Source organism: Asanoa sp. NPDC050611 (assembly GCF_040654855.1).
Classification (GTDB): Bacteria; Actinomycetota; Actinomycetes; order Mycobacteriales; family Micromonosporaceae; genus Asanoa.
This window is the reverse complement of sequence record NZ_JBFAIU010000056.1, coordinates 1-12292: the sequence shown is the minus strand read 5'-3', so window position 1 is coordinate 12292 and position 12292 is coordinate 1. Positions and strand designations below refer to the sequence as shown.

At 73.0% G+C, this 12292-nt stretch carries 15 protein-coding genes; 8 read left to right on the top strand and 7 right to left on the bottom strand.

All coding sequences use genetic code 11. The features are described 5' to 3' along the window. Positions 1 to 62 precede the first annotated feature (62 nt). Complete coding sequence (locus tag AB0H87_RS11700; protein ID WP_360142943.1) at positions 63 to 1289, top strand: CehA/McbA family metallohydrolase; 1227 nt, start codon at positions 63 to 65, stop codon at positions 1287 to 1289. Between the two features lie 46 nt (positions 1290 to 1335). On the opposite strand, the gene AB0H87_RS11695 is transcribed toward AB0H87_RS11700, so the two are convergent. After that, positions 1336 to 1533: a hypothetical protein gene (locus tag AB0H87_RS11695; RefSeq protein ID WP_360142941.1), complete on the bottom strand. Its 198-nt coding sequence runs from the start codon at positions 1531 to 1533 to the stop codon at positions 1336 to 1338. 19 nt (positions 1534 to 1552) lie between these two features. Next, positions 1553 to 1849 carry a hypothetical protein gene (locus tag AB0H87_RS11690; RefSeq protein WP_360142939.1) on the bottom strand — a complete coding sequence of 99 codons (297 nt, stop codon included), beginning with the start codon at positions 1847 to 1849 and terminating at the stop codon, positions 1553 to 1555. Between the two features lie 97 nt (positions 1850 to 1946). Between AB0H87_RS11690 and AB0H87_RS11685 the strand changes: the two genes are divergently transcribed. The 4 genes from AB0H87_RS11685 (at position 1947) to AB0H87_RS11670 (ending at position 4354) form a co-directional block, all read left to right on the top strand. Then, positions 1947 to 2084, top strand: a complete 138-nt coding sequence (locus AB0H87_RS11685; RefSeq protein ID WP_360142937.1) for a hypothetical protein — start codon at positions 1947 to 1949, stop codon at positions 2082 to 2084. 263 nt (positions 2085 to 2347) lie between these two features. Next, positions 2348 to 2674, top strand: coding sequence for an STAS domain-containing protein (locus tag AB0H87_RS11680; RefSeq protein WP_360142935.1), 327 nt, complete (start codon positions 2348 to 2350; stop codon positions 2672 to 2674). Between the two features lie 37 nt (positions 2675 to 2711). Continuing rightward, positions 2712 to 4199, top strand: coding sequence for a CYTH and CHAD domain-containing protein (locus AB0H87_RS11675; RefSeq protein ID WP_360142933.1), 1488 nt, complete (start codon positions 2712 to 2714; stop codon positions 4197 to 4199). Next, positions 4187 to 4354 (top strand): hypothetical protein, encoded by a 168-nt coding sequence (locus AB0H87_RS11670; protein ID WP_360142931.1) that lies wholly within the window; start codon positions 4187 to 4189, stop codon positions 4352 to 4354. Before AB0H87_RS11675 ends, AB0H87_RS11670 begins: the two co-directional genes overlap by 13 nt. Before the next feature lie 33 nt (positions 4355 to 4387). On the opposite strand, the gene AB0H87_RS11665 is transcribed toward AB0H87_RS11670, so the two are convergent. The 4 genes from AB0H87_RS11665 to AB0H87_RS11650 are packed head-to-tail and all read right to left on the bottom strand — an operon-like array spanning position 4388 to position 8047. Continuing rightward, positions 4388 to 5299 carry a methyltransferase domain-containing protein gene (locus AB0H87_RS11665; protein ID WP_360142929.1) on the bottom strand — a complete coding sequence of 304 codons (912 nt, stop codon included), beginning with the start codon at positions 5297 to 5299 and terminating at the stop codon, positions 4388 to 4390. Between the two features lie 40 nt (positions 5300 to 5339). Beyond that, the gene (locus AB0H87_RS11660) at positions 5340 to 6593 is read right to left on the bottom strand and encodes an MFS transporter (protein WP_360142927.1); all 1254 of its coding nucleotides are present in this window, start codon (positions 6591 to 6593) and stop codon (positions 5340 to 5342) included. Then, entirely contained in the window at positions 6590 to 7162 is a 573-nt protein-coding gene (locus AB0H87_RS11655) for a metalloregulator ArsR/SmtB family transcription factor (protein WP_360142925.1), read from the bottom strand. Before AB0H87_RS11655 ends, AB0H87_RS11660 begins: the two co-directional genes overlap by 4 nt. 57 nt (positions 7163 to 7219) lie before the next feature. Continuing rightward, entirely contained in the window at positions 7220 to 8047 is an 828-nt protein-coding gene (locus tag AB0H87_RS11650; RefSeq protein ID WP_360142923.1) for an oxidoreductase, read from the bottom strand. Between the two features lie 46 nt (positions 8048 to 8093). Here AB0H87_RS11650 and AB0H87_RS11645 point away from each other — a divergent pair, with 46 nt between their 5' ends. Further along, complete coding sequence (locus tag AB0H87_RS11645; protein WP_360142921.1) at positions 8094 to 9260, top strand: serine hydrolase domain-containing protein; 1167 nt, start codon at positions 8094 to 8096, stop codon at positions 9258 to 9260. Positions 9261 to 9266: 6 nt separating this feature from the next. Here AB0H87_RS11645 and AB0H87_RS11640 read toward each other — a convergent pair whose 3' ends face one another. Then, positions 9267 to 10343: an amidohydrolase family protein gene (locus AB0H87_RS11640; protein WP_360142919.1), complete on the bottom strand. Its 1077-nt coding sequence runs from the start codon at positions 10341 to 10343 to the stop codon at positions 9267 to 9269. On the opposite strand from AB0H87_RS11640, the gene AB0H87_RS11635 reads away from it, so the two are divergent. Together AB0H87_RS11635 and AB0H87_RS11630 are read left to right on the top strand one after the other, a co-directional pair. Continuing rightward, positions 10342 to 10716, top strand: coding sequence for a nuclear transport factor 2 family protein (locus AB0H87_RS11635; protein ID WP_360142917.1), 375 nt, complete (start codon positions 10342 to 10344; stop codon positions 10714 to 10716). The two genes, AB0H87_RS11640 and AB0H87_RS11635, sit on opposite strands and share 2 nt — an antisense overlap. Positions 10717 to 10752: 36 nt before the next feature. Beyond that, a complete protein-coding gene (locus AB0H87_RS11630) occupies positions 10753 to 12207 on the top strand; it encodes a M28 family metallopeptidase (RefSeq protein WP_360142915.1) in 1455 nt (484 codons plus the stop codon). The last annotated feature ends 85 nt before the right edge of the window (positions 12208 to 12292 follow it).

Below are 12292 nucleotides of genomic sequence, written 5' to 3'. Positions count from 1 at the left end.
GTTTCCCATCAATCCATCTATACGTATCGACATGTTGTGAACGATCGGGTCGACTGATCCTCGTGAGCGGACACCACCACACCCACGGACACGACGACCACGACCACGGCAGCCTGAGCCGGCGCGGCCTGCTGGCGGGCGCCGGCGGCCTGATCCTGCTCGGTGCGACCTCCGGCACCGCACAGGCCGCGCGGGTCCAGGTCGCGCCCGGCCTCGCCGCCGGTGCCGACCGGGCCTCCCGGATCACCACGGGCACGACCCTGGTGCACGGCGACATGCACAACCACAGCCTGATGTCCGACGGCGACGGAAACCCCGACCTCGTCTTCGGCTCGATGCGCGACGCCGGCCTCGACGTCGCGGCCCTCACCGACCACACGACGCTCTTCGCCATCGAGGGACTGAGCCGGTCCGAGTGGAACCGGGCGGGCGCGCTGGCCGACGCCGCGAACGTCCCGGGCACCTACACCGCCCTGCGCGGCTTCGAGTGGAGTCACCCGCTGCTCGGCCACGCCAATGTCTGGTTCACCAACGACTACGTCGACCTGGGCGGCGCGAGCAGCATGGGCCGCTTCTTCAGCTGGCTGACCGGGCACGGCGGCGTCGCCGGCTTCAACCACCCGGGCCGCGAGATCCTGCGGTTCGACAATTTCAGCTTCAACAGCGGCGCCCGCGAGCAGATGGTCTCCATGGAGATCTTCAACCGGGGCGACGACTACCTGTTCGACGGCTGGTCGAGCACCGGCTCCTCGCCGCTCGTCGCCTGCCTCAACGCGGGCTGGCGGACCGGCCTGATCGGCGTCACCGACGAGCACGGCACCAACTGGGGCTTCCAGGAGGGGCTGGGCCGGGCCGGGCTCTGGGTCACCGGCAACACCCGCAACGAGGTGCTGGCCGCCATGCGCGCCCGGCGCTTCTTCGCCACGCGGGTGAGCGGCTTCCGCCTCGACGCGACGGCCGGCGGCGTGCGGATGGGTGGCGTGCTGGGCATCACCTCGGGTGCCGTCCAGTTCCAGGTCGACCTCGACCGCGGCCCGGAATGGGTCGGCAAGCCGTTGCACATCCAGGTGCTGCGGCCCGACACCCGGGCGCCTCGGGTCGTCGACGTGATCGAGACGACCGCCGGCTCGGTCGCGACGTTCACCGTGCCGCTGAACGTGGCCGATGGCAACTGGGTGGTCCTGCGGGTCTCCGACCCGAGCCAGGCCAACCAGTCGCCCGGCCCGGCCGGCCACCTGTGCAACGACTTCGGCGTGGCCTACTCGAGCCCTTGGTGGCTGCAGCCCTGACCGACCGACGAGCGCCCGCCGGTCACCGGCGGGCGCTCCGTCGTGTTCACCTCCGCGCCGTCTGGCGCGTGATCGCGGCCAGCGCCGCACCGCTCGGCACCATCCAGTTGTCCCAGTCCTCCGGCAGCGTCACCGCGAACCCGGCCCGCTCGGTGGCAGCGACGCGATCGCCGTCACCGAGTTGCTGCCGGGTTCGGAATTGCGGCTCGAGCAGGAGTTCTCGTCCGTCTTCCCGGCCGGGCACCTGACCACGAAGGTCGACTTCAACCGGCGACCAACCGGGAGACGGTGCCGTCCGCGTCGGGGGAGGCCGGCACGACCGCCGTACCCTGGCTGATCGTCGCCCTCCTGGTCCTGATCGTCGTGCTGGTCGGGTACCGGTTCCTTCTCCGCGCCCCGGCGGCGCCCGGCGCCGTCGTCGACGGGCGGCGTACGCACTGCTGGTCGCCGCCGCGGTCGGCCGGCCGGTCGGTGCGGGCGCCGGGCTGCCCGCCGGCCCCGCCCGCGCGGCACTCGCCGAGCCGTCCCCCGGCGCCGCCAAGGTCGAGCTGACCGTCCACATCGCACCCAACCCGTAGACGACGACACCACCACCACCATCGCCGGCCACCGCGTCGCCTTCGCCGAAGCCGACGACGGACGAGCCCGAGCCCGGCGGTGGCGGCCCCCCTGCCCCGCACGGGCGCGGCCGTCGGCCTGATCGCGCTCGTCGGCGGGTTGTTCGTCGGTGACGGGGCGGCGCTGCGGTTCCTGGCCCGCCGGCGCGCGGACGCGGAGCGGTGGATGGCGCGCTGACGACTGTTCACCGAACGGTCACCTGCGGGGCCGGTTGAGCGGCCCTCGTGCTCGGCGTGGTCGCGCAGTTCGCGGTCGGCGTCCGGGTGCTGCGCCCGGCCGGTGAGGAGGGCCGTCCGGCAACGATCCGGGTCGCCCACAATCGCGTTCGGCATCTATACCGTTCTGTAGCTGAACAGTGAGCGAACCGGTGGGTGGTGCGAGCTTGCCGGCGCGGATACCGTGAAGGCGCCGGAACAGCGGGTCGACCCGGAGGTATCCCCGTGGGTACCGTGCTCGTAACGGAGCGCGACAGTCTTGGCGTCGTCGTCATCGAAGTGCGTGGCGACGTGGATCCCACCGACGCAGCGGAGCTGCGGTCGGCACTCGTGCGCGCGATCCGTCACCTCAACCCGACACGCGTGGTCGTCGACCTGCGTGGCGCCGGCCACATCGAGTCCGAGGGGATCGGCGCCGTGGTCGCCGGTGCCGATGTGGCCAGCGACAGCGGCGTATCGATGACGGTGCGCGACGCCGCCCCCTTGGTGACCGAGGAACTCCTGGTCGCGGGCTTGCCGCGCGCTCAAGTGAGCACCGCCGCACGCGTCTGAGCCGCATACGACCCCCACGATGGGGTACGAGTGGGGTATGCGGACAGTGGTGGAGCGTGAACGCAAGTTCGAGTGTCCCGCGGACTTCCGGGTGCCGGATCTGGTCGGCGACAGCGTCGCCGCGCTCGGCGACCCAAAAGTGATCAAGCTCGACGCCACGTATTACGACACCCCCGAGCTGCGCCTGACCCGTGGCGCCCTGGCCCTGCGCAAGCGCACCGGCGGCGCCGACGAGGGCTGGCACCTCAAGGTCGGCGCCGCGGGCGGCGCCCGCACCGAGCATCAGCGGGCCCTGACCCGGGGCAGCAAGCCGCCGGACGACCTGATGCGGCTGGTTCGCGGTGCGGCCCGAGGCGGGCCCGTCGAGCCGGTGGCCCGGGTCGAGACCCGCCGCCGCGAGTGGGAGCTGCGGGGCGCCGACGGTTCGGTGCTCGCGACGCTCGCCGATGACGCCGTGGTCGGGCACGACCTGGTCGACGGCGGCCGGACCGCCTGGCACGAGATCGAGGTGGAGCTGGTCGACGGCGACGAGGAGCTGCTGGACGGCGTCGAGCGGCGGTTGCGCGACGCCGGCGCCCGGCCCGGCTCGCCGGCCAAGATCCGACGCGTGCTGGACGAGCGGCTCCGCGACCTCACGACCATCGAGGCCGGTGCGGCGACACCGGTGTACGCCTACGCCGCGGCGACCCGGGACAGCCTCGTCGCGCACGAGCCGGCCGCCCGCGACGGCGACGTCGACGGCGTGCACGACATGCGGGTCGCGGTGCGCCGGCTGCGCAGCACGTTCCGCTCCTTTCGCGCGCTCTGGGACCAGGAACAGATCGAGGGCGTACGGGCCGAGCTCAAGTGGCTCGGCGAGCAGCTCGGCGGTGTCCGCGACGCGCAGGTGATGGGCCCGCGACTGGACAAGGCCGTGCGCCGGGAACAGGAGGAGCTGGTGCTCGGCCCGGTCGCCGCGGACCTCGCCGCGCGGTTCGCCGCCGACGAGGCCGCCGCGTTGACCCGGCTGCGCCGGGCGCTCAGCTCGCCGCGCTACCTGCAACTGCTGTCCACTCTGGACGAGGTGATCGAGGCGCCGCCGGTGACCGACGTCAGCGCCCGCTGGGTCAACCGGCGCATCCACAAGGCCGTGCGTCGCGCCGACGGCCTGCTCGACACCGCCCTCGACCGGCAGGCGGAGAAGGGCGTCAGCGACGACGACCCGGCGCTGCACGAGGCCCGCAAGGCCTACAAGCGCGGGCGGTACGCCGTCGAGGTGCGCCGGCACGAGGGCGACAAGAACGCCAAGCGGCTGGTCCGGGGCCTCAAGGGCCTGCAGGACCTGCTCGGTGACCACCAGGACTCCGTGATCACCCGCGAGGTGCTGCGGGACCTCGGTGTCCGGGCGTACGGGCGGAAGGCGAACACGTTCACCTACGGTCTCCTCTACGCCGAGCAGACGGCCCACGGGCGGGAGCTGGTCGCCCGGCTGCCGAAGGCACAGGCCAAGGCCCGCCGCCGCAAACTCCGTCGATGGCTGACGTGAGAATCTCCAGCGCGCGTGTCGTCGAGGCGCTTCGGGTCGGCGGTGCGCGCCGGTTCGGCCACGCGCGCTGGTGGCGAACGCGCGAGGTCGTCGACGCGTGCCCGGCGAGGTGCGAGCCGCTCGACGCGAGCGCCGGTCAGCCGTTCGCTTCGTGACGAGCAGTCTCCGCGACGCTCGTGGCCGGAGCGTCAGTCGCCCGCTCTCGTGGCGAGCGCCAGGAAGCGGTGCTCCTCGTCCAGGTAGCGGTCGAGGTGCCAGCCGCTCGCTCGGGTCGCCGCGGTCAGTGGGCCCGGGGACAGTGGCTCGTCGGTGCGCAGCGGACGGCCGTGCCGGGCCGCGAGCGCGGCCCGGCCCGACGGGTGGAAGAGCACCAACCGGCCGCCCGGCCGGGTGACGCGGGCCAGTTCGCGTAGGCCCGCTGTCGGGTCCGGCAGGTGCGCGACCAACCCGGCCGCGAAGATGCCGTCGGCGGTGCCGGTCGGCAGGGGCAGCCGGCGGGCGTCGGCCAGCACCAGCGACGCCGGCAGGGCCGCGGCGCGTCCGGCCGCCACCGCGAGCATCTCGGGTGTGATGTCCACGCCGAGCACCCGCCCGGTCGGTCCCACCGCGGCGCGCAGCGCGATCAGCGCCCGGCCGGTGCCGCAGCCGACGTCGACCACGGTGCCGCCGGCCGGCAGCGCGGCCTCGGCCACCGCCGCCGCGTAGGCGGGCAGGTCGTCACCGAACTTGGCGTCCCAGGTCGCGGCCCGGGCGGCGAAGAAGGCCCGGCTCTCCGCCAGGTACCACCGCGTGCGGTCGGCCAGGCGGGCGTCGACGTGCCGGATCACCGGCCACTCCGGGTCGCGCAGGTCGATCACCACGTCGGCGTGATGCTCGGGACTGTCCACCGACGGTGGCGGGGTGCGCAGCCAGACCAGCACGTCCGGACGGGCCTCCCGCCAGCCGGGCCCGGCGTGCACCGAGACGCGCGGGTCGAGGCGCGCCGCCAGCCGGTCGGCCATGCGCCCGTTGTGCTCGCCGGCCCCGTCGACCACCACCGACGCGGGCGCCCCGGGGAGCACGCCGACGAGGTTGTCGATCATCTCGTCCCATCTGGTCACCCCACCATCCTGCGGTTCCTGGCCCGTCCTGACCAGTTCCCTAGCCGGCGGGCACCGGTTCCCGCGGCGCCACCCGCGGCGCCGGGCGCGTCGGCAGGTTCCGTGCCGACCGGATCGGTCCGATCAGGAGGATCAGCCCGGCGCCGGCGGCCCAACCCATCATCAGCCAGATCGTCGGCCGCAGGCCGATGGCGGTGCCGAGACCGCCGCCGATCAGCGCGCCGAGCGGGATCGTGCCGTAGTTGAGCATCTGCATGCTGACCGTGACGCGGCCCAGCAGGTGGTGCGGCACATAGGACTGGCGGAAGCTGCCCTTGACCACGTTGCCCGCGCTGACCCCGGCGACCAGCACGGCCAGGCCGGCGACCGCGAGGCCGAGCCGTGGCCCGGGCTCGGCCGGCGGCAACAGCAGGCCGAACGCCGGCGTGACCAGCGACGTCGCGAGCAGCGCGCGGGCGGTGCCGAGGCGGCGGCCGATGGCGCTGCCGGCCGCGGCGCCGAGCACACCGCCGAGGCTGGTCGCCGCGACGAGGCCACCCACGACGCCCGGTGCGACGCCCACCTCGCGGATCAGGAAGACCACGAGCACGGACTGGTAGCCGGTCAGCGCGAGGTTGCTCATCGCACCCCAGACCGTCAGCACGCGCAGGTACGGGTCGCCGGCGACGAATCGCAGGCCCTCGGCGACCTCGCCGGTCAGCGATCGGCGCGGTCCACGTTGGAGCCGCTCCGGCGTGCGGATCCGCCAGAGGCAGACGGCCGAGACGAGGAAGGTGGCGGCGTCCACGAGCACGCCGAACACCGCGCCGGCGAGCTGGGTGAGCAGGCCCGCGATGCCGGGGCCGGCGACGTGGGCCGCCGCCTCGGTGCTCTGCAGGCGGGCGTTGCCGCCGGGCAGGTCGGCGGGTGCCAGCAGGGTGGGCAGGAGGACCTGGTCGGCGGTCTGGAAGAAGACGCCCGCGGTGCCGGTGACCAGCGCCGCCACGAGCAGGTGGGTCAGTGTCAGCACGCCGAGCCACCAGGCCAGTGGGACGCTGACGAAGGCGGCGAGGCAGACCAGGTCGCAGACGATCATCAGCGGCCGCCGGGGCAACCGGTCCACCCAGGCGCCCGCGGGCAGGCCGACCAACAGCCACGGCAGCCAGGAGAACGCGGTCAGCAGCGCGACCTGGAACGTGCCCGCGTCCAATGTGGCCACCGCGACCAGCGGCAGCGCCACCGCGCTGACGGCGCTGCCCACCTTGGAGGTGGCCTGCGCGAGCCAGAGCAGGCGGAAGTCGCGGCCGGTCGTCACGGCGTGGCCGGCACGCCGTGTGCGAACACGAAGACCGGCCGGCGGGCGGGGTCGTCGGGCGTCTCCCGGGCCGACCAGCGGTCGAAGAGGGCGACGATCTCGCTGTTCAGCTCGGCCAGCTCCGCGGGCGTCAGGTGCAGCCAGCGGTCGGCGGCGAACGTGGACTCTCCCCAGACGGCCTGCTCGTCGTCGCCGGCGGCGTACCACTCCCGGACCAGCCCGACCTGGCGGTCGAGGTTGAGCGACTCGGCGGCCTGGAGGACGGCGGCCTCGGCCGGGTCGTCGGCGAAGTCCCGGCCGGACCAGCGCAGGCCCGCCGAGACCGGCTGCCACCACCGCTCGCGCCGGTCGCGGGCCCGCTCCGGGGCCTCCTCGACCAGACCGCACTCGCGCAGCACCTTCATGTGGTGGCTGACGTTGGCCGGCGCCTGGCCGGTGCGCTCGGCCAGCGCACCGACCGGCTGCGGGCCGTAGACGGCGAGCACGTCGAGCAGCCGGCGGCGCAGCGGGTGGGACATCGCGGCGAGCACGCGGGAGTCGGTGACCTGCCGGACGTGACGTTCTGTCATGCGCCCAGCCTGGCATGACAAGAGCTATTGCGCAACAGCTCTTGCGTAAGAGTCGTTTCAGAAGTCGGTCGAGCGGGACACCTCGGCCCAGGTCGCGATCTCCTCCGCGAGCGCGGCGTTGTGCTGCTCCGCGAGCCCGAGCGCGTCGGAGCCGAGCAGCAGCCGCTGCGGCGGGTGGTCGAGCCCGACCACGTCGACCAGCACCCGTGCGGCCTTCGCGGGGTCGCCCTGAGCCTTCCCGGCGCTCTCCTCGCGGTAGCGCACCATGAATCCCACGGTCTCCGCGTAGTCCGGCCCGCCGTCGTCCATCCGCATCGACGAGCCCGCCCAGTCGGTGCGGAAGCTGCCCGGCTCCACGATCGTCACCTTGACGCCGAACGGCGCCAGCTCAGCGCCCAGCACGAGCGAGAAACCCTCGACCCCGAACTTCGCCGCCTGGTACGGCGCGATGCCGGGCGTGCCGCCCACCCGGCCGCCGATCGACGAGAACTGCAGGTAGTGGCCGGAACGCTGGGCCTTGAAGTGCGGCAGCGCGGCCTTCGAGACGTAGATGACGCCGAGCAGGTTGGCCGCGATCTGGCTGCGGAACTCGTCGAGCGACGTGTGCTCGATCGGCGCGGTGTTCGCGTTCCCGGCGTTGTTGGCCACGACGTCGATCCGGCCGAACGCCTCGACCGCGGCGGCCACGGCGTGCTCCGCCGCCTCCGCGTCGCTGACGTCGAGCGCGACCGCGCGTACCCGATCAGGCTTCTGCTCCACCAGATCGCGCAGCGCGTCCGGCCGGCGGGCGGTGGCCACCACGTTGTCGCCGTTGTCGAGTGCGGCTTGGCAGATCGCCCGCCCGATGCCGCGGGAACTTCCGGTGACTAGCCAGGTCTTCGGCATGTCGACACCCCCTCGCCCCAACCGTAGGCACGCTAACGTCGGGCGCATGTTGTCGACGATGCGGCTGCGACGGCTGCGCGACGTGCTGACCGGTTACATCGAACGGGGCGAGGTGCCAGGGGTGGTGGCGCTGGTGAGCCGGCGCGGGCAGACCCATGTGGAGGCGATCGGCACCACGGCGTACGGCGGCGGGCGCCCGATGAGTGCCGACACCATCTTCCGGGTCAGCTCGATGAGCAAGCCGGTCACCGCGGCCGCGACGATGATGCTGGTCGAGGAGTGCCGGATCCGGCTCGACGACCCGGTCGACCCGCTGCTGCCGGAGCTGGCGGACCGGCAGGTGCTGCGCAGCATGGGCGCGGCGCTGCACGACACCGTGCCCGCCTTCCGCCCCGTCACCGTGCGGGACCTGCTCACGTTCACGTGGGGCTTCGGGCAGCTGTACGCGCCGCCGGACGCGTACCCGGTGCTGAAGGCGGCCTGGGAACTGGACATCGGGATGGCCGAGCCGCGGCCGCGGGCGATGCCCGACCAGGACGAGTGGCTCAAACGGCTCGGCTCGCTGCCGCTGATGGCGCAGCCGGGGGAGCAGTGGCTCTACAACACGGGTTCGGACGTGTTGGGCGCGCTGCTGTCACGGGCGACCGGACTGTCCTTTGCGGACCTGCTTCGGGAGCGGGTGTTCGCGCCGCTGGGTATGGGCGACACCGGGTTCTCCGTACCGCCGGAGTCGCTTGACCGGTTGGCGCACGGTTACTGGAACGAGCCCGCGGAACCACTGGACACGCAGGAGGAGTGGACGACCGTGCCACCGTTCTTCTCCGGCGCGGGTGGACTGGTGTCCACAGTGGAAGACTTCTTCGCGTTCGGGCGGATGTTGCTGCGGGACCAGCGGTTGCTCTCCCGGCCCGCGCTTGAGCTCATGATGACCGACCACCTGACGCCGGCGCAGAAGGTGCTGCCGCACTGGGTGCCGGGTGAGTTCGCAACGTCCGGGTGGGGCTTCGGCGGCAAGGTCACCACGCGACGGCACGATCTCGCCGACACGCCTGGGCGGTACGGGTGGGACGGCGGCCTGGGCACGTCGTGGCGGGTCGACCCGGCGGAGGAGATGATCACGATCCTGATGACCCAGCGGGCGTGGCTGTCACCGGAGGCGCCGCCGATCCTGCGCGACTTCTGGACGTTGGCCTATCAGGCGATCGAGGACTGAGGCCGGTCAGCGGATCCGGCGGCCGCGCAGCACCACGGCGAGCGGGTGGTCGAGCTGGGTGAGGCCGGCGCGAGGGTCTTCCGCGTAGACGACGGCGTCCGCGGGTGCGCCCGGTTCCAGGCCCGGCAGGCCAAGGTATCCGCGCGCCGCCCAGGAACCCGCGGCGAGCGCCTCGTGTGCCGGCACGCCCGCCGCCGCCAGGGCGCGGATCTCGCCGGCGACCAGGCCGTGCGGGCGGGAGTCGGTGCCGGCGAGCACGGTCACGCCGGCCTCGACCGCGGCCGCCACCAGTGCAGGGTGCGCGCTGGCGCCGCCGATGTACCAGCGGCTGCGCGGGGTCTCCGGCTGCGACCGGCGGTGCTCCAGGGACTCGGTCAGCGCGGCCAGCGTCGGGGTCAGCGCCGTGCCCTGGCCCGCCATCTTGTCGAGCAGCAACGGGTCCAGCCACATGCCGTGCTCGAGCGAGTCGACGCCGGCGGCGACGGCCACCGCGCAGCCCTCGGCGTTCTGGGCGTGCACCGCGACCCGGCCGCCGACCGCGTGGACGGCGTCGACGACCGCGCGCACCACCGGCTCGGGGAACGGCGGGTCGCCCGGGCGCCAGTCGCCGATCAGCTTGACCCAGCCGGTCGAGGCCGCCTGGGCCGCGGCGAGCATGGGCAGGTCGGCGTGGCTCGGCCGGCGGCCCCAGCCGTCGAAGAACTGGCCCTGCTGCGCGAACCAGGGGCCGGCGTGGACGGCGCGCGGCAGCTCGGGGTCGGTGCCGAACCATTGCGGCGGGTGGTCGGCGAGGCCGGGGGAGCGGATCAGCGTCACGCCGCTCTCGGCGTGGCGGCGTAGGTCGTCCCGCAGGACCTCTTCGCTCATCGGCGCACCGGGCTCCTCGGCTCCGGGGTGCGTGTGCGCGTCGACCAGGCCCGGCAGCAGCCAGCCCTCGGCGACCAGCTCGGCGCCGGGCACGGGGTCGGTGGTCCACCGGTCGCCGTCGGCGTAGAGGTCGACTTCCTCGCCGGTGGGCAGGGCCCGGCCGCGGATCCGCAGCGCGCCCTTCTTGTCGTACCTCGCTGGCACACTCTCGGGCATGACGAACCCTACCGCGACCGCGCTCGCCTACTGGGCCGCCGCCGAGGCCCGCGACTGGTCCGCGTTCGGTGCGCTGCTCGCCGAAGACGTCGTCTACGAGCTGCCGCAGACGCGCGAGCGCATCCGCGGCAAGGCTTCCTATCTACAGTTCAATGTGGAATATCCCGGCGACTGGCATCTCACCGTGCAGCGGGTGGTCGGCGAGCAGCGCCAGGCGGCGACGTGGTGCCACTTCACGGCAGACGGCGAGCCGGCCGAGGCGCTCACCTTCTTCGAGATCGACGAGGCCGGCCTGATCACCGCGATCACGGACTTCTGGCCGGAGCCCTACGAACCGCCGGCGGGGCGGGAGCATCTGGTCGAGCGCTACTGATTGCCAGGAGATCGACCAACGACAATCATTCGAGGGATGGGAGACAACCGTGAAAGCCAGGAGCGACCCACGGCCACCCGCCGGGCGTTCCTGTCCACGTCCGCAGTCACCGCTGCCGCGGCCATTCCTCTGGTCGGCGCACAACCCGCGCGGGCCGACAACCGGTGGAGCGACCCACCCGTCGACGGTCCGGGCCGCCGGATCGGTGCACAACGTCCGAGCGCGGCGCTGCGCCGCGTGCTCCGCGAGGTCGACGCCGACCGCATCGAGGCCGACGTGCGACGGCTGGCCGCGTTCGGCACGCGACACACGCTGTCGACGCAGACGGACCCGGTGCGCGGCATCGGCGCGGCCCGCGACTGGCTGTTCGACGAGTTCTCGCGGATCGCCGCCGGCTCCGGCGGCCGGATGACGGTCGAGAAGCAGTCGTTCACCCAGCCGGTCTCGCCGCGCGTCCCGACGCCGACGGTGATCACCAACGTGATCGCCACGCTGCGGGGCACGGTCACGCCGGAACGGGTCTACGTGCTGACCGGCCACTACGACTCGCGCATCACCGACGTCATGAACTTCACCGACGACTCACCCGGCGCCGACGACGACGCCTCCGGCGTGGCGATCCTGCTCGAACTGGCGCGCGTCCTGGCCGGTCGCCCACTGGCATCGACGCTGGTCCTGGGCGCGGTGGCGGGCGAGGAGCAGGGGCTCTACGGCTCGATCCACATGGCGCAGCAGCTGAAGGACGCCAACACCGACATCCAGGGCATGTTCTCCAACGACATCGTCGGCGCGAGCCGGGCCGACGACGGCACCCGCGAGCCACGGGTGATCCGCCTGTTCGCGGAGGGCGTCCCCACGTCGGAAACGCCGGCCCAGGGCAACACGCGGCGCTCGGTGGGCGGCGAGAACGACTCGGCGAGCCGGCAGCTGGCCCGCTTCGTCGACGCGGTCGCCGACAACGAGGAAACCGACATGCACGTCCGCGTGATCTGGCGCCGCGACCGCTACCTGCGGGGCAGCGACCACATCTCGTTCCTGGAGCGCGGCTACCCGGCGGGCCGCTTCACGGAGCCCAACGAGGACTTCGCACACCAACACCAGGACGTCCGCGTCGACGAAACGGGCAAGCAGTTCGGCGACCTACCGGAGTTCTGCGACTTCAACTTCATCGCCCGGGTCGCCAAGGTCAACCTGGCCACGGTGTGGTCACTGTCGGAGGCGCCGGGCACGCCCAGGGGCGTGGTCATCGTGACGACGAACCTGACCAACGACACCCAACTCCGCTGGCAGCCGGGCACGGACCCGGACCTGGCGGGTTATGAGGTGGTCTGGCGCGAAACCCGCGAGGACGACTGGACAAACGTCATCGACGTGGGCAACACCACGGAAACCATCATCAACCTGTCGAAGGACAACGTCTTCTTCGGCGTCCGCGCCTACGACCGAGACGGCCACCGCAGCCCGGTCGCCTTCCCGGTCCCCGGCACCTGACCTGCTCCTCGACGAGCTGCGCGCGGAGTGCCTCGCGCTCCTCGTGCGGAGTCGCGGCGAGCTTCTTGCGGTGCAGCACGTTGAC